13 protein-coding genes are annotated in these 16,221 nt (G+C 61.8%); 8 read left to right on the top strand and 5 right to left on the bottom strand.

The window, feature by feature from the left end; all coding sequences use genetic code 11:
• Nucleotides 1-97: 97 nt before the first annotated feature.
• Complete coding sequence (locus tag EK23_RS09305; RefSeq protein ID WP_045225072.1) at nucleotides 98-931, top strand: L,D-transpeptidase family protein; 834 nt, start codon at nucleotides 98-100, stop codon at nucleotides 929-931.
• Nucleotides 932-958: 27 nt separating this feature from the next.
• Here the strand turns inward: EK23_RS09305 and EK23_RS09300 are convergent, their stop codons facing one another.
• The gene (locus EK23_RS09300; RefSeq protein ID WP_045225071.1) at nucleotides 959-1,744 is read right to left on the bottom strand and encodes an energy transducer TonB; all 786 of its coding nucleotides are present in this window, start codon (nucleotides 1,742-1,744) and stop codon (nucleotides 959-961) included.
• 324 nt (nucleotides 1,745-2,068) lie between these two features.
• Between EK23_RS09300 and EK23_RS09295 the strand changes: the two genes are divergently transcribed.
• From EK23_RS09295 to EK23_RS09280, 4 genes are all read left to right on the top strand, one after another.
• Nucleotides 2,069-2,959 carry a class I SAM-dependent methyltransferase gene (locus EK23_RS09295; RefSeq protein ID WP_045225070.1) on the top strand — a complete coding sequence of 297 codons (891 nt, stop codon included), beginning with the start codon at nucleotides 2,069-2,071 and terminating at the stop codon, nucleotides 2,957-2,959.
• 241 nt (nucleotides 2,960-3,200) lie between these two features.
• Nucleotides 3,201-3,506, top strand: coding sequence for a hypothetical protein (locus EK23_RS09290; RefSeq protein WP_045225069.1), 306 nt, complete (start codon nucleotides 3,201-3,203; stop codon nucleotides 3,504-3,506).
• Nucleotides 3,507-3,643: 137 nt separating this feature from the next.
• Nucleotides 3,644-4,489, top strand: coding sequence for an alpha/beta fold hydrolase (locus tag EK23_RS09285; RefSeq protein ID WP_045225068.1), 846 nt, complete (start codon nucleotides 3,644-3,646; stop codon nucleotides 4,487-4,489).
• Nucleotides 4,490-4,542: 53 nt separating this feature from the next.
• Nucleotides 4,543-4,899, top strand: coding sequence for a nuclear transport factor 2 family protein (locus EK23_RS09280; RefSeq protein ID WP_045225067.1), 357 nt, complete (start codon nucleotides 4,543-4,545; stop codon nucleotides 4,897-4,899).
• Nucleotides 4,900-4,932: 33 nt separating this feature from the next.
• On the opposite strand, the gene EK23_RS09275 is transcribed toward EK23_RS09280, so the two are convergent.
• The 3 genes from EK23_RS09275 to EK23_RS09265 all read right to left on the bottom strand — a co-directional run bounded on the left by EK23_RS09275 (nucleotide 4,933) and on the right by EK23_RS09265 (nucleotide 10,757).
• A complete protein-coding gene (locus EK23_RS09275) occupies nucleotides 4,933-8,010 on the bottom strand; it encodes an efflux RND transporter permease subunit (RefSeq protein WP_045225066.1) in 3,078 nt (1,025 codons plus the stop codon).
• Between the two features lie 11 nt (nucleotides 8,011-8,021).
• On the bottom strand, nucleotides 8,022-9,152 hold the full coding sequence (locus tag EK23_RS09270; protein ID WP_045225065.1) for an efflux RND transporter periplasmic adaptor subunit: 1,131 nt from the start codon (nucleotides 9,150-9,152) through the stop codon (nucleotides 8,022-8,024).
• An 87-nt stretch (nucleotides 9,153-9,239) separates the two neighbouring features.
• Nucleotides 9,240-10,757, bottom strand: a complete 1,518-nt coding sequence (locus EK23_RS09265; RefSeq protein WP_082054063.1) for an efflux transporter outer membrane subunit — start codon at nucleotides 10,755-10,757, stop codon at nucleotides 9,240-9,242.
• A gap of 195 nt (nucleotides 10,758-10,952) precedes the next feature.
• On the opposite strand from EK23_RS09265, the gene EK23_RS09260 reads away from it, so the two are divergent.
• Nucleotides 10,953-11,600, top strand: coding sequence for a TetR/AcrR family transcriptional regulator (locus tag EK23_RS09260; protein WP_045225064.1), 648 nt, complete (start codon nucleotides 10,953-10,955; stop codon nucleotides 11,598-11,600).
• 117 nt (nucleotides 11,601-11,717) lie between these two features.
• Here EK23_RS09260 and EK23_RS09255 read toward each other — a convergent pair whose 3' ends face one another.
• Nucleotides 11,718-13,274: a putative hexosyltransferase gene (locus EK23_RS09255; protein ID WP_145998611.1), complete on the bottom strand. Its 1,557-nt coding sequence runs from the start codon at nucleotides 13,272-13,274 to the stop codon at nucleotides 11,718-11,720.
• 154 nt (nucleotides 13,275-13,428) lie between these two features.
• Between EK23_RS09255 and EK23_RS09250 the strand changes: the two genes are divergently transcribed.
• On the top strand, nucleotides 13,429-14,559 hold the full coding sequence (locus EK23_RS09250) for a transglycosylase SLT domain-containing protein (protein ID WP_052808081.1): 1,131 nt from the start codon (nucleotides 13,429-13,431) through the stop codon (nucleotides 14,557-14,559).
• A 178-nt stretch (nucleotides 14,560-14,737) separates the two neighbouring features.
• Nucleotides 14,738-16,204: an HAF repeat-containing protein gene (locus EK23_RS23650; RefSeq protein WP_045225061.1), complete on the top strand. Its 1,467-nt coding sequence runs from the start codon at nucleotides 14,738-14,740 to the stop codon at nucleotides 16,202-16,204.
• Nucleotides 16,205-16,221 lie beyond the last annotated feature (17 nt).

Here is a 16,221-nt window from a genome sequence, read left to right as displayed (position 1 = left end):
ATGGAAATATCAAGAGAGCCTGCTTGGATCAGTCTCCCCATACAGTAGAATAGACCCTGGCTCCGCATTCATGGAACACTGAACTTCGGTGAGCGATATGTCGCCTTTGAAATCCGCCCTGGCCGTGGGCGTCGCACTCGTACTGGCCGCATGCACGACCACCAAGCCGGTCAGCCCGGCCAAAAACCAGAACAAGCAGTACTTGACCAAGGTTCCCAGAGCCGTGCCCAAAATGCCCTACTTTCCCCGCTATCTGGAGCCGGGTCAGCGCACGGTCGAGGACGTGCTGTTCGATTACGGGCCCTATGTGCGAAACCAGCTGTTGCCCGAGTTCGCCAAGGCGGGCCTGAGCTATCCGCCCAGGGAAATCACCCTGCTCGCGCTCAAGCGAGAAAAGCGCCTGGAACTGTGGGCGCGCAACGACGGACCGTTTCGCCATGTGCGCGATTACGACATCCAGGCCGCGAGCGGCGTTAAAGGTCCCAAACTGCGCCAGGGTGACCGCCAGGTTCCCGAAGGCATCTACCAGATTGTCAGCTTCAACCCCAACAGCAATTACCACCTGTCCATGAAGCTGAACTACCCCAACGAGTTCGATCTTTACCACGCTCAGCTTGAGGGACGAAGCAACCCCGGCTCCGACATCTTCATTCACGGCCGCGCCGTCTCCATTGGCTGCCTGGCTATGGGCGACGAGGCCATCGAGCAGTTGTTCGTGCTCGCCGCACATACCGGCCGGGAGAACATCCGGGTAGTCATCGCGCCCAACGATCCGCGCGAACTGCCGCTGAATCCGGACGATCCGGATCTGCCGGAATGGACCCCGGAGCTTTACGCAACGATCGAGCAGGCGGTACAGGAATTGGGACCACCCGTGACCGTGTCGGCCAAGGCGAGCTACCTGCCGCAGAATAAGGGCCGCCGGCAATAAGCCGCGCTCATCCTCACCGTGCGGGATTCAGGAAGCCGGCAGCAACCTGATCTCGCGCCAATGGTGCTCGAAGTCGTCGATGCGCTCTTCGGCACCGAATACCACTGTGTGCTTGAACACGCTCTCCACTGGCATGTGCCCGCGCCGGGGCGGAATGAAGCGCCAGTGCTGCACCGCCCCCAGCACCTGTTCATCCAGTTCCGGATAGCCGCTGCTGCGCAGCAATTCGACACGTTGTGCGCTGCCGTCGGTGCCGATGTGAATCAACACCACGACCACGCCCTGATGCCCGCGCATCTGCGCCTGCCGGGGATAGACGATCCTGGGGTTGATGTTCGCGATGGAGCCCGGCGAGATACCCAGCCCGCCATCGCCCGCCGGCCCATTTGAACCGTTTGCGATCAATTCGGGGGTTTGGCGGGAATAAGTGCGTGAACGCTCGGCGAAATCGTCCCGAAACTCCGGGACTTCAGGCTCCCTGGGCTTCGATGGCCGCTGGGGCGGACGATTCGGCTTTCGAACCGCCAGACGATCCGGCTGCTTGCGCGGCGGCTTGGTCTTGACAGGCTCCTGCGGCGCCGCTTTGGGAACCGGCTTGGGAGCCACGGGCTGCGGTGGCGAAACCGCAGCCTTCGGCTTCGACAAGGTGATCTCTAAGGGGGAACGCTGCCCGGAACCCTTAGTGCCGGGCTGCTGCTGACCGCGCTGGCCAATGAACACCACCAGCAGTAGCAGATGCACCACGACCGACAGCAGCAGCAGGCGGCGGAAGCGCCGATCGGCTGCCACAGACCAGGAAGGAGCGTCGCCCATGTCGGAGATTTAGATGAAGATCAGCGCATTACTTGGGGCAACAGGATGAGGCATTCTAGCAGACGGCACCTGCAAAATGTCGTCGCGCCGTCACGCTGGAATTCAGTCTGCGCCGCAGGCGGAGACTCACACCACGCCGAAGTAAAGATTCGCCTGAGTTTGACACATCTAGCGCAGCATCGTAGCCTCATGCGAGTCAGCCTCCTGCAGACTTCCACAGTGGCACGGAAATTCAGTACCCTGATTCCGGCAGACACTCATGGCGCTTGGATCGTGCTAGCGCCGCAACAAAAACCCGGAACTGCCACCCACCGAGAACACAACATGTCCTTGAGAGATTCATTTTTCTTTGCGGCCGGAATCGGCTTTTTGACCTTGGCAAAAGCCAAGAATTTTTTGCGCGGCTACTCAACGCCCAAGCCGTTCGATCTTTCAGACACAGAGAAATGCATCAACTACGACTTTAGAGCGGTCAATGATTGGCTGCGCAACTTGGACGGTTACTCAAACGGATCCTATTCAGTGGCAGGCAAGAACATATTGGAACTGGGCCCGGGGTCGGACCTCGGTATCGGCCTCACCCTTCTCGCCAAAGGCTGCGCCCAATATAACGCCTGTGACGTCAACAACCTGGCTACAAGTGCTCCGGATTCCTTCTACGAAGCTTTATTCCACAAGTTGAAAGCCACTGAGCCCGACACGGACGTGGAGTTTCTCAAGCGGGAACTAGCCACTCAAAAAGCGGGAAAGCCTTCCAAACTGAACTACGTGGTTCGACCGGATTTCGACTTGATTGCCGCCTTTGGTAAAGCGTCGATAGACTTGGTATTCAGCCTCGCGGCCTTCGAGCATTTCGACGACATCGACACGACCATCGCCCAATTGAGTGAGGTCTGTAAGCCGGGGGCAGTCGTCGTTTTGGACATCGATCTTCAGACCCACTCGCGCTGGATTCGAGAGAAAGATCCCAACAACATTTACCGATACCCCAAATTCCTTTACGACCTCTTTTGGTTTCGCGGCATTCCCAATCGCAAGCGCCCGTATCAATACCGTGAAGCCCTCGAGCGTCATGGCTGGACTGACATTTCAGTCAAACCCCTGAAAACCACTAAGGCGACCCAGAGCAGTTATTCAGGCGTGCACAGCGAGTTCAGGGACCCATGCAATCAGATGGATTGTCTGACCGTTCTGGTGTGCGCCAGGAAGCCGTGACGTATGCTTGGGGAAACACCCGATTCCTAACCACCGAGCGCTCTTTCCTGGAGCGATATTTTCGGCATGGGGCGCGAGTCGCAGCGGTACACTTTCTACTCGGGATTTCCCGCAGCACAACTGAGTCATAAGACCCGAAACCGCGCGACATAAAAATCCAATCAAATGATTTAGATAACAAACTTTCTGGCATTGGATTGGCATAGGCAATGGGTTGGATACGGACAACCCAGGAGTCTCCATGAAATCCACTCTCACCCTGTTCGCCATCTTCGCCCTACCCTTCATCACCGCCGCCTGCTCGCCTCAAGCGCCGGAAAACTCCGAAACGGAGGAGCGCATCGCCATCTGCAAGAACGTGATGAAGCGTTACATCGTCGAGGCCAAAACCTACGAACGGGACCGCGAGCGCCTGATTGGCAGCTGCCACATGACCCAGATGGAGCGCACCCTGGAACAATGGCAATGCGTCCTTTCGTCCATGGAGAAAGGTCAGAAATATGTGGATGCCTCGGACAAGTGCGGCAAAAAGCCGCCTAAGTCCTAGTGCCCGCCCCGGAGCTGGCGAGCGACCTATGGGAGCCGCTTTGGGGTGAGCTGGGCTAGGAAGCAGTTGCAAGCGATCGGCGTGTTCCTGACACAGGATCGCAGGAAGATTTCGGCCAGCTGAGCATTTACCGACAGATGCAGCACAAGCACATTCTAGCGACGCTCGCCCTCCTGCTCCTGGAAACCTTGTCGGCGTGCGCGACACTGCCTGGCAAGGTCACGGAATCGGTCGACAAGCGGCGAGTCGAATACGTTCTCACGCGTCACGGCACGCCTCCGGTGGTATTCGAAAATGGCCTCGACGGGCGTCTGGATTGGTGGGCCGAGGTCTATCCGGTCATCGCAAAGGAACGCACGGCCTTTGCCTACAATCGCCCGGGCTATGGTGACAGCGATAGGGTGGACACACCGCGAGACGGCATGCACGTGGTTGAGGAACTACGCAGCCTGCTGCGCGGCAAGGACCTGAAACCGCCCTATGTGCTGGTCGGACATTCCCTGGGCGGGCTGTACCTGCAGTGGTTCGCCCGGCGCTACCCGGATGAAGTGGAGGCGCTGATCCTGGTCGACTCGACCCACCCCGAGCAACTAAAAGGCCAGGGGGCCCCCGAACACTGGCCCGCCTGGGTGCGCTGGGGCATCTTGATGCTGACTTCGGACATGGGCCACGCGGAACTCGAGGGCATCGATGCGACCGGCGAGGCCGTGCTTGCCCTGCCGACACTGACAAACAAGCCGGTGATCATCCTGAGCGCAGCGGAACCGATGAGCGAGACCTCGGACCTGGCGAAGGATGCCAACGCTAAGCGCAAGGATCTGGCCCGGCTTTACCCCGGCGCCACCCAGGTCTGGGTGGACAGCGGCCACGGAATTCCCCTCGAGAAGCCCGAAGCCGTGATTGAGGCCATCCGTTCCGTCATGCAGGTCAAAACGCCTATTGTCCCTGGCGCTCCTGGCAGGCCCGCGGCGGCTGGCGGCTGACGCACACAGACGTTTACCATTGCATGACATTGAGCCCACTAGAATCCGACCCCATGGACCGCGACTTTGTTGAACACTTTGCCAGAGACTGGATCGAGGCTTGGAACGACCACGATCTGGACCGCGTCCTCGCTCACTACACCGAGGATTTCGTCATGCATTCGCCCTACATCCGGCAATTGGCGGGAGTCGCCGAGGGACGCCTGCAAGGAAAACAAGCAGTAGGTGATTACTGGCGCAAGGCGCTGGAGCGCATGCCCGATCTGCGGTTCGAATTGATCTGTGCGCTGGCCGGGGTCTCCAGCATCACCCTGCATTACCGGGGCGCCGGCGGCAGTCTAGCCGCGGAGGTTTTCCATTTCACACCGGACGACCTGGTGCATACCGCTTACGCCCATTACGCGGTTTGACCCCAGCACCCCATAGGTTTGCTCACGCCGGGCTCAGTGCGCCGCCGCCGGGTCCGATGCCAGGCGGGCCGCCTCGCGGCTGTGGTCCTGGCCCAGCAACAGATACACCGCCGGCACCACGAAAAGGGTGAACAAGGTGCCGATGGCGATGCCCGTAGCGATCACCAGCCCCATGTTGAAGCGCGACACGGCGCCGGCGCCACTGGCCATGATCAGGGGCAACACGCCCAGCACCATGGCGGCGGTGGTCATCAAAATGGGCCGTAAACGAATCCCGGCGGCCATCTCCACCGCCTCGCGCTTGCTATGGCCCTGCCGCTGCAGGTTGTTGGCGAACTCCACGATGAGGATGCCGTGCTTGGAGATCAGGCCCATCAAGGTAACCAGGCCCACTTCAGTGTAGATGTTGAGGGTCGCTTCGCCGATTCCCAGGGCGATGAAGATCAGCGCCCCGGCAATGGACATGGGCACCGACACCAGAATGATGAGCGGGTCGCGGAAGCTCTCGAACTGCGCCGCCAGGGCCAGGAAGATGATGATGAGGGCGAACAGGAAAGTCAGCAGAAAGCCCGAGGACTCCTGCACCATCTGCCGCGACAGGCCCGCGTAGTCCACCGAAAATCCGGCCGGCAAGGTTCGGGCGGCCAGGTCCTTGAGGTAGCCGAGGGCATCGCCCAGGGCCACGCCGGGAAACGGTACGCCGGAGATGGTGGCGGAGTTCATCTGCTGGAAGTGGTTGAGGGACTGCGGCACGGTCTCGGTGCGAATCGAGGCGATGGTGGAGAGCGGCACCGACTGCCCGCTGGCGCTGCGCACGTAGTAGTCGCCGAGTTGGCCCGGATTCAGGCGGAAACGCTGCTGCACCTGCGGTATCACCTTGTAGGAGCGACCGGACAGACTGAAGTAATTGACGTAGCCGCCACCCAGCATGGAAGCGAGCGAGCCGCCCACGTCCTGCATGTTCAGCCCCAGCAGTGCCGCCTTGTTGCGGTCGATCTCCACCCGCGCCTGGGGCTGGTCATACTTGAGATCAGAATCGACGAAGATGAACATGCCGCTGTTCTGCACATCCTGCAGGAACTGGCGCGAAACTTCATTCAGGCGCGAAAAGGGCTCGGTGGTGCCGATGGCGAACTGCACCGGCAGGCCGCTGGTGCCGGGCAAGGGCGGCGGCTGGAACACCGCCACCTTGACCCCGGCGACGCCGTCCACCTGCGCCTGCAGTTCCGGCTGCAACACCTTGGTGGTCTTCTCCCGCTCGTCCCAGGGCTTGAGCACCATGCCTGCGATGGTCTGGCCCGGCATGTCCAACTGGAACACATGGTCGTTCTCGGGGTGCGACACGAATTTCTCGTAGACCTGGGCCGAATACTTCAGGCGCTGCTTGAGGGTCGCGTCCGGCGCGGCGGTGAGCATGGTGATGAGCACGCCCTGGTCCTCCTCCGGGGCCAGTTCGCTGCTGGCGGCGGCATACAGGAAATAGATGCTACCCAGCACAATCACGGCAAACACCGCCGTTACCGGCAGGAAGTTCAGGGTACCGTGCAGCATCCGGGTATAGCGCAGGTGCAGCCATTCAAAGGCGCGGTCGATGAAATCCACCAACCGCTCCTCCCATCCGCTGCGGTCGCGCACATGGGGCTTGAGCAGGCGCGAGCACATCATGGGCGAGAGGGTCAGCGCCACCACTGCCGACACGGTCACCGCCCCCACCAGGGTGAAGGCGAACTCGGTGAACAGCGCCCCGGTCAGCCCGCCCTGGAAGCCGATGGGCACATACACCGCCACCAGCACGATGGTCATGGCGATGATGGGGCTAGCCAATTCCCGAGCGGCCTGTAGGGCCGCTGGCACTGGTTGCATGCCTTCTTCCAGATGGCGGTTGACGTTCTCCACCACGATGATCGCGTCATCCACCACCAGGCCGATGGCCAGCACCAAGGCCAGCAGGGTGAGCAGGTTCACGGAGAAGCCGAACATCAGCATCATGGTGAAGGTGCCCACCAGGGACAGGGGAATTGCCACCACGGGAATGATCACCGAGCGCGGCGAACCGAGGAAGGCGAACACCACCAGGCTGACGATGAGCAGGGCTTCCACCAGGGTGTGGATCACCTCGTCGATGGAACTGTCGACGAACTTGGTGGAGTCATAGACGATCTTGCCGGTCAATCCCTGGGGCAGCTGCGCCTCGATATCGGGGAATGCGGCCCGCACCCCGCTGACCACGTCCAGCAGGTTGGCGCCCGGCGCCACCTTGATGCCGATGTACACCGCGTCCTGGCCGTCGAAGGCGACGCTGGATTCGTAGTCGTCCGCCCCCAGGCTCACCTTGGCCACATCCTTCAGGCGGATGAAGGCGCCGTCCTTCTGCTTCAGCACCAGGTTCTCGAACTCCTCCACCGAGTGCAGGCTGGTGGAGGCGGTCAGGTTCACCTGGACCATCTGCCCCTTGGTGTTGCCGATCCCGGAGAGGTAGTCGTTCTGCGCCAGGGCGGTACTCACGTCCGCCGCCGTCAGGCCGTAGGCCGCGAGCCTGCCGGGATCCAGCCAGGCACGCAGGGCAAAAAACTTGCTGCCCAGCAGTTCCGCGGTCTGCACGCCTTTCACCACCTGCAGCTTGGGCTGCACGACGCGCAGCAGGTAGTCGGTGATGCTGTTGGACGGCAGCACCTTGCTGGCAAAGCCGATGTACATGGCGTCGATGGTCTCGCCGATCTCCAGGGTCAGCACCGGCCGCTGGGTCTCCGGCGGCAACTGGTTGAGCACCGAGTTGACCTTGGTGTTGATCTCATTGAGCGCCTTGTTGGAGTCGTAGTTCAACCGCAGCGTGGCCTTGATGGTGCTGACGCTGCTCTGGCTGGTGGAACTGAGGTAGTCGATGCCATTGGCCTGGGCGATGACATTCTCCAAGGGCGTGGTGATGAAGCCCGCCACCAGTTCGGAGTCCGCGCCGTAGTAGGTGGTGGTCACCGTCACCACGGCATTTTCGGTATGCGGATACTGCAAGACCTGCAAACTGGCCAGGGACCTGAGGCCCAGCACCAGCAGCAGCAGGCTCACCACCGTGGCCAGTACCGGGCGCTGAACGAAGATATCGGTGAACTTCATGGCGCCAACCCCTACTCGTCAGACGGCTGCGGGGCCGGGTCATTGCCGGGCGGATTGGTGTTGTCAACCTTGACCGGGGTGCCGTTGCGCAGCTTCATCTGGCCGGAGGTGACTACCTGCTCCCCTTCCTTGACGCCCTCCAGTATGGCCACCTGATCGCCGCGAGCGTCGCCGGTCTTGACGAAGTTCTGCTTGGCCACGAGTTTCGGCTGGCCTTTGTCATCGCGGCCCTCTTCCACCAGTTTGAACACCGTCGCACCATAGGGATTAAAGGCGATGGCCGTGCGCGGCAAGGTCAAATGGCGCCTGGGCTCGCCCACGGTGAGGGATACCTGCGCATACATGCCGGGCAGCAGCCGTTGTTCGGGATTGGGCAACTGGGCGCGGACCTGCACATTGCGCGTGTCGCCCTCTACCTTGGGATTGACCACGATCACCTCGCCCCGGAATGCCTGCCCCGGATAGGCGTCGGTCCGCACATCCACGGACTCTCCCGGGCGCAGGTCCCCCAATGCCTGCTGCGGCAGCAGGAAGTCAACGAAGATGGGGTCCAGGGCCTGGAGCGTCACCACGGCGGTGCCGGCTTCCAGGTACTGGCCCGGGTCCACCAGGCGCACACCCAGGCGACCGGCGAATGGCGCGCGGATGGTCTTCTTGTTCAGCAATGCCTGCTGCTGGTTGGCGTTGGCGACGGCCTGTTCCAGATTGGCGGCATCCGTATCCAGCACCTGCTGGCTCACGGCCTTGACCTTGAACTGCTCCTGATCGCGGCGATAGGTGATGCGGGCCAGCTCGGCGGCGGCCTGCAGCGACTGCAGCCGGGCGATGTCGTCCTGGGCGCGCAGCTGCACCAGGGGCGTTCCGGCCTTGACCTCCTCGCCCTGCTGGAAGCGGATGTCCTCGACAATGCCCGCCACCTCGGCGCTCAAGTCCGCCCCGCGCAACGCGCGCACGGTGCCCACCGCCTCGCGGCGCTGGGTCCACTCGCTGTAGACCGCCTGCGTAGCGGACACCGTCTGCGGCGGATTGCCCTGGGCGCTCATGAATTCCTTGATCATGCGTCCTTTGAAGCTGATGAAGCCGAAAACGGCGCCCAGCACCAGGGCAACGAGCACCAGCATGATGAGCATGCGTTTGATCATGGTTGGTTTCCAGTCCTTAAGGGTCCTGCGGGCGAATGAGCATCAGGGTTGTGCGATCAGCACGCCGCATGGAATTTGCACGAAAGCTCAATCCGGAACCGCAGGCGCGGCCAGGCTAAGGGCCGGGTCGGCGCGGTTCCACCAGCCGCCGCCCAGAGCCTGGAACAGGGCCGCCGTATCCGCCAGGCGCGCCGCTTCCGCCTGCACGCGGCCGATGCGCGACTGCTGGTAATCGCTCTGCGCCTTGAGGGTGGAGAGATAGCTGATTGCGCCGGTGGCATACTGGGCCTGGGCCAGTTGCCAGGTCTCTGACGCCGACTGTTCCGCGGCCTGCTGGGCCGCCAGGGTGGCGGCATCGTTCTGCAGGGCGCGCAGGGTATCCGCCACATTCTGCAGGGCCTGGAGCACCGTGCTGCGGTACTGGGCCGCGGCCTGCTCGTAGGCGGCGATCGCCGCCTCCCGTTTGTGGAAGAGTTCGCCGCCGTGGAAGACCGGCTGCAGGATGTTCAGCCCTGTATTCCAGATGCCGCTGCCCGGCATGAACAGATCGCCCATCTTTGTGGCGATGGTGCCGGCGCTGGCCTCGAGGGTGAAGTCCGGCAGCAGGTGGGCCGTCGCAACGCCGATCTGGGCGCTGGCGGCATGCAGCAGGGACTCCTGGGCGCGCACGTCAGGCCGCTGCTCCACCAGTTTCGACGGGAGGCTCAGCGGCAGATCCTGGGGCAGACGCAGATCGCTGAGATTGAACTGGGCGGCCAGGTCGTCGCTGGGAAAATCCCCCGCCAGCACCCGCAAGGCATGCCTGGCTTGGGCCAGCTGCTGGCGCAGCGGCGGCAGGCTGGCCCGGGTCTGCTCCAGGGCCGTGCGTTGGGAGAGCAGATCCAGCTGCGAAGCCGCGCCCAGATCCACCTGCCTCGCGATGAGGTCCAGTTGCTGTTGCTGCGCTGCCATGACCTCTTCGGTCGCGGCGATCTGGCCACGCAAAGAGGCTTCGCGTATGGCCGTAGTCGCCAGGTTGGAACTCAGGCTGAGGACGGCGCCCTGCAACTGGTACTGCTGGTATTCGGCCTGGGCGTTGAAGGCCTCGATGGTGCGGCGGATGGCGCCGAACACGTCCAGAGTGTAGGACACCTTCACCGACGCGTTATAGAGGGTGAACGTGGTCCCGCTGAAATTGGGATTGCCGAACAGGGCGCCGGCGGTCTTTTGGCGTAACCCGTTGCCATTGGCGGAAATAGAGGGAAACAGGCCGCTCTCCTCCGCGACGGCGTTCTCGCGCGCCTCGCGCAGGGCCGCGCTCGCCGCCTGCAGGTCGGGGCTGCGCTTTAGCGCCTTTTCGATGAGACGGTTCAGGGCCGGCGAGCGGAACAGCCGCCACCATTCCCCCGGCACATCCTTGCCTTGCAGCAGCTTCTGGCGGATTCCGTCGCTGGCCACTGCGGCGCCGTCCTGTTTGCCCTCCGCCACATAGCCCTTCGCCTCGGGTGCTTGCGGCCGCTCGAAGTCGGGGCCGAGGGTACAGCCTGCCAACAGCAAAGACAGCGACAAAGCGAAGCCCAGGCGTGCAAAGTGCCTGGGGCCGCCGTCGGCCGTTCGGTCAGACAAGGGGGCTGGGTAGCGCCAAGAGATGGGTCGGGTAGAAACGGGAGTGCCCCTGGTTGGATCGCCTGGACGAATTCAAGCATAGTCTATGCTTTAATGCAACGAAACGGTATCGTTTCATTTACAAACCCTGCTGAGTATGAGAGAAATAGCGCCATCCCCCACCTCCCTGCCGGAGCTTCCGCGCGTCCATTGGTCATGAACAAAGCAACCGGCACCGGCGGCCGTCCTACGCGGGAAGAATCCGAGCAACTCTCGCTGCGGATCATCCAGGTCGCCCACCGTCTGATGCTGGAACGCGGATATGCCGCCACCAGCATCGAAGCCATCGCCCGCGCCGCGGGCGTGGCCAAGCGCACCCTGTATGACCGGTTTCCCGACAAGCGCGCCCTGTTCGCGGCCATCCTGCAACATCGGTTGGAGCTCAACCTGTTTCCCGGGTTGGAACAGGCCGCCTCGGAAACCCGCGATATCGAACAGGCCTTGAAATCCATCGGCAGCCATTTGCTGGCCGTGGCCCTCACCGAGGACGCCATCGCCATGCGCCGCCTCATCACCGCCGAAGCCGGCCGCTTTCCGGAACTGCAGACGGTCCTGTACGAACAAGGGTTTTCCAGGCTGGCCGCGTGCATCGAAGAGATCCTGATGCGTGGCGTGAAGAGCGGGGAACTTGCCATCGAAGACACTGGCTTCGCCGCCGAACAGTTCATCCACATGGTCCACGGGCCGGTTCAGTGCCAGGCGACCCACGGCGTCAAGTCGTGTGCGGTGAACGAACAGCGGGCTTATATGGCCAAAGTGGTAGACCTGTTCCTGAACGGCTGCAGGCCGACCCAAAGGCTATAAGGAGGCTTGAATGAGCGCTGCCCCCTCCAGGAATCGGGGTTGGGCTCGAATGCGAGGGTTTTGACTCCGGACTGCTCTTAATTGTGGTTATGTGTACCCCAAAGCAGTGCTTGGAGACTAGGAAGACAGCGTGTTCCCCGAATTATGCAACTGCGAGACAACTAGGGACGCAGCCAAAATCAGCCAAAGAGCCGTAAACGCGAGATACGGTGCCCAAGGATGCCTTTCGGCGCAGGCACACAAGCAAAAATAACCCCTATCCAGACGATTGCTCTGAAACATCGCCTGACATCCCAATCCAAAGAATGTCAACACAACCACTGCTGATACCAGCCGGAGAAAGCGATGCCCGAAGAAATTCAGGGCGAAATTCATGTTGACGTACAAAAGCGCCGTAAGTAATGGGTACCAGTGCCGCCGATGCGGCGCCTCGCAACCCCAAAGAGCCGCGAAAGCAGCAGCAAAGAACAGATACCGCTCATGCATGCCGCTGGAGAATGCAAAGAAACCGGTAGCGGAAACCACTGTTAGCCCCAGAACATATTGCCTGCTAGTGTTGCGGAATGCCGAAATCATCAAGGCAAGACTTAGGATCGAATAGCTTAGTAGCCCTAGCTTGCGTGGTGTCGCGAGGTCAACAAGCCACCCTGGAAAGCAATCTGATGACAGAACGCTCAGATCGTGCGGCTGCATACTCTTACCGACTACGAGGTACCAGAGATTGGCTGCGTCAATCGTCGAAAATGGATAGAGGCTAAGGTTTCCCCAGTAAGCGCGTCCCAGCGCATCGAAAACGTCAGCTCCAGCTAGTGCGAAAGGCAAGAACCCTAGCGCGATGATTGCTATCGCAATAAGCGCCCCAAGTACCTGCTGACGGAAATGCCTCAAGGCCAGACCTGCGATCACAGGAACGACGACGATGGATTGCATCTTGGTAAGGAGCGCAACCACCAGCCACGGCAAGGCCCAAACGGCACGCGCTCTTTCTGTCGCAGAGGTAACTGCGAAGTAGGCGGGCAAGATAGGCAGGAGATCAACCTGCCCCCAAATAGGGCCATTCGCCAGGAGCGCGGGGTTAAAAACCGCTAACCAAAATAGTCCTGATTGCTGGGGCGCTTCACCGAGCTGCGCTAATCGGCGTCCGACCAAATCGACGAAAGCGAGTTGGCAGAGAAGTGTCGGAAAGGTCACGACTACTTTGATCAGCATGCTGTTCTGAGGCGTTATGCCGATGGCGCTAAAAGTCCAGGCCACCAGCCTTAGCCAGTGAAGCAGGAGCGGGGGGTAATTCGCGCTCAATCCCTGATAGCCAGCTGTCTGGAACTCCAAGATCCAACTGTGCCAGAATTCGTTATCTATCGGATCGCTTTTGCCGAACAAGCACAGCAGCATGGCCCCTGCAGACAACCAAATCCCCAGCCGCCACGGCCTGTCCACTGGCCCACTTACTGGCGTAAGCGGAGCCTTTAACGCTTGGTTTTCGCTTGCCCCCACTGATCCGCGATAGCCGCGCAACAGAAGCGCCCAGCGAAAGGTCAAGTAACTCGGCTCAAATGGCTTACGAAAAATAGGAACTCTGCTCTCAGACATGCGGATATCGATATAGCGGTTGCGTGCAGCAAATACGCCCGCGATATCGCGGCAACCGCCTCGGGGCATACTTTCGGCATTCATTAATCAGCTTCGCGCAACTAGACTCAAGTAGGATGCGACGGGCTCTTCAGGTATGTTGACATCTGAAATTAAATGGCTTTGCAAGGCTTTTGATCCGTAAAGTCACTTACCCTTGACACCCGACAGAGATAATTCGCCAACCTTGTCCGAAGCTGTGGAAGCACCAGAAACCGGCCCCAAACCGCCTGCCAAGAAGCCGCCCAAACCGCGTAAGAAGCGCGCGTCCGGCAAAAAGAAGGCGACCGCGAAGACCGCGAAGCGCCGCGACTGGAGACATCTGACGACCCTGGGCGTCGAAATCGGCGCATTGCTGCTGGCAGGCTTGATCGCCAGCATCGCGGCACTCGGACATGCCGCCGAGTGGTTCAGCGGCACCGGATTCTGGGCCAATCTCTTGCCATTTGCCGGCACCGTCCTGGCCCTGGCTCTGGCGTTTGCCCTGCTTTTGTGGCTATGGTTGCGGCTGCGTGCCCGTTTGCGGGAACGCTTGATGCCTTTGCCGGCAATCCTCGCGGTCCTGATCGGGATCGGCGCCGGATGGTTTGCTTTCAAGGACGGGTTCCGCCACGAGGTGGCGAATCTGCGCACCCTGGTGGGCGGCACCCAGGAAGCGGAGCGAAACACCATCGCTCATCAGGTCTACGCCTCCTACCGGCGCTCCGACCTGGGGTCCCTGCAGCGTATCATCGAGCGCGCGCAGATCTACATTCCCACCATCGAGGAGGCGGCCCGCCTCAATCAGGTGGATGCCGAGGTGCTGGTGGGAGTCGGCGCGGCGGAGTCTTCCTTCTATCCCCGGGACAGCAAGGACGGCGGCAAGGGCTTGTTCCAGATCACCGCCCCGCCCCGCATCGCCCTGGACCAGACCAAGCAGCACCTGCGCGTCGCCAATCTGGACATGCTCAACCAGCGCCACAACATCTTCGTGGCGGCGGCCACCTTCCGCCATTATCTGGCGGAAATGCGCGACGATCTGTTCCTGGGCCTGTTGGCCTACAACATCGGCCCGCGTAACGGCGGCCTGTTGTCCATCATGCGCCAGTACGGGGCGCGCGACTTCGTCACCATCCAGCCCTATTTGCAGAACCTTCCCCGCGACTATCCAATCCGCGTCCTCACCGCCTCCCTCGCCTACCGGCTGTGGAGCCGGGAGGGCAAACTGCCGCGCTACGAGGAGGGCGGCAACGCCATGCATATCCAGGGCATCGGCATTCCGGGCCTGGAAATCGGCCAGGGCAGATCGATTGTGGCGGGCGATAACCGGCTTGCCGACAAAGCCCGCTGAAGCAAACCGTTCAGGCTCCGCCGTCGAGGCGACGGCCGTTTGCGCCATTGACCTCGCTGGGCCGGGGCATAACAATGGACCTCCCCGTCGCCACGGAGGTCCCGGCGCCATAGCCAGTCGCACTTTTTCGCCCGCACTTCGCATAGCCCGGCCATCCCTCGCCACCTTGAGCCTGCTATTGGCCCATCCGCCTGCAGTCCATGCATTACCGGCTTACACCATCACCGATCTGGGCACCCTGGGCGGTTCCAGCAGCGGCGCCAGTGACCTGAACGAATCCGGTCAGGTGACCGGGTCCAGTTCGACGCTCTCGGGCAAGACCCACGCCTTCCGCTATGGCGACAGCACCGGCATGGAGGATCTCGGCGTAGCGCCGCGCTTTCTGGCCAACGACACCAGTTATGGTTCCGCCATCAACGTAGACGGACAGGTCGTCGGCCGCAGCGAAAACGTCGATCGTGGCGGCGGCAGCGTGGCCTTCCGGTTCAGCGACGGCGCGGGAATGATCAACCTCACCGACAGTCATTGCTCAAGCCTGGAGACGTGCCTTGGCGCCGCCTTCGGCATTAGCAGCGGCGGACAGGTGGTCGGTTGGGAGTATTCCAGCGCCAGGCGGCGGGCGGTCCTTTACACCGATGGCGCCGACAAAGGCTATTTCGGAACCGTGCCCGGCGACGACCAGGGACAGGCCAACGCCATCAACGATCACGGCCAGGTAGCCGGCTGGAGCCATCTGGAATCCCTGGGCACCGCCCTCGACCGCCATGCCTTTCGCTACACCACAGGCCTGGGGCTAGTCTATCTGGGCACCCTGGGCGGCTCGATCAGCGCCGGGGGCCAGACCTCGCTAGGCGCGCCGGTCAGGGCGGCGAATTCGCTCAATCAGTCCGGCCAGGTCACCGGCGCCAGTTCCAGCCCGAGCGAGCGCTGGCACGGCTTTCTCTACAGCGACGGCAAGGGCATGGAAGACCTGGGCGTGCTGGCCGGGGACGACTCGAGCGAAGGCCGCGACTTCAATGACAGCGGCATCGTGGTTGGGACCAGTTGGAACTCCAATGGCGGCCCCAAGCACCCTGTGCTCTGGTCTCGGCCAGGCTGCCCGGAATCCTTGAACGACGCGGAAGGCATCCGCGACAGCGGCTGGGTTCTGGGCGACGCCGCCGCGATCAAGAACAGCGGCCAGATCGTCGGCGCGGGACGCAATCCCGCCGGCCAATCCCACGCCTTTCGCATCACGCCGACCCGCACGGATGCCCGGGCGAATTGCAACGGCGCTGCACCGGCTCCAACCTCGGCGCCCTCGCCTTCAACCCCGCCAGGCACGGGCCCATCGACCGACACGCAAGGCGCGCCATCCCCTATCTCTCCGAAGGATTGGAAAACCGTGCGTCCGGTTGGAACCTGCGCCAGCAAGTCCTGCCGGAAGCAGCTGACCCACTTGGGCAAACGTTTGACACGCCGTGCGCTCCAGGCAATCCGCACGCAAAGCGCGGCCGACAAGGCTCTTGCGCGGGTGGGCCAGGTTGGGCCTGACCAGGTTACAAAGGCGCAGCACAGCGCCGACCTGAAGCAGGCTAGAGCCGATAACGCTCGGGCCAAGTTTGATACGACTGTCGCGGAAATCCAGGCCTCGAACGATGGATAAGACGGGCGCGCTGGACT

This window comes from Methyloterricola oryzae, from assembly GCF_000934725.1.
Lineage (GTDB): Bacteria > Pseudomonadota > Gammaproteobacteria > Methylococcales > Methylococcaceae > Methyloterricola > Methyloterricola oryzae.
The sequence above is the reverse complement of the archived record's forward strand: the minus strand, read 5'-3'. Positions and strand labels throughout refer to the sequence as shown.

Coding starts and splice junctions, on each gene's coding strand:
- EK23_RS09260 (WP_045225064.1), top strand. CDS start 10,953: ATGAACAAAGCAACCGGCACCGGCGGCCGTCCTACGCGGGAAGAATCC.
- EK23_RS09305 (WP_045225072.1), top strand. CDS start 98: ATGTCGCCTTTGAAATCCGCCCTGGCCGTGGGCGTCGCACTCGTACTG.
- EK23_RS09275 (WP_045225066.1), bottom strand. CDS start 8,010: ATGAAGTTCACCGATATCTTCGTTCAGCGCCCGGTACTGGCCACGGTG.
- EK23_RS09285 (WP_045225068.1), top strand. CDS start 3,644: ATGCAGCACAAGCACATTCTAGCGACGCTCGCCCTCCTGCTCCTGGAA.
- EK23_RS09300 (WP_045225071.1), bottom strand. CDS start 1,744: ATGGGCGACGCTCCTTCCTGGTCTGTGGCAGCCGATCGGCGCTTCCGC.
- EK23_RS09290 (WP_045225069.1), top strand. CDS start 3,201: ATGAAATCCACTCTCACCCTGTTCGCCATCTTCGCCCTACCCTTCATC.
- EK23_RS09295 (WP_045225070.1), top strand. CDS start 2,069: ATGTCCTTGAGAGATTCATTTTTCTTTGCGGCCGGAATCGGCTTTTTG.
- EK23_RS09270 (WP_045225065.1), bottom strand. CDS start 9,152: ATGATCAAACGCATGCTCATCATGCTGGTGCTCGTTGCCCTGGTGCTG.
- EK23_RS09255 (WP_145998611.1), bottom strand. CDS start 13,274: ATGAATGCCGAAAGTATGCCCCGAGGCGGTTGCCGCGATATCGCGGGC.
- EK23_RS09280 (WP_045225067.1), top strand. CDS start 4,543: ATGGACCGCGACTTTGTTGAACACTTTGCCAGAGACTGGATCGAGGCT.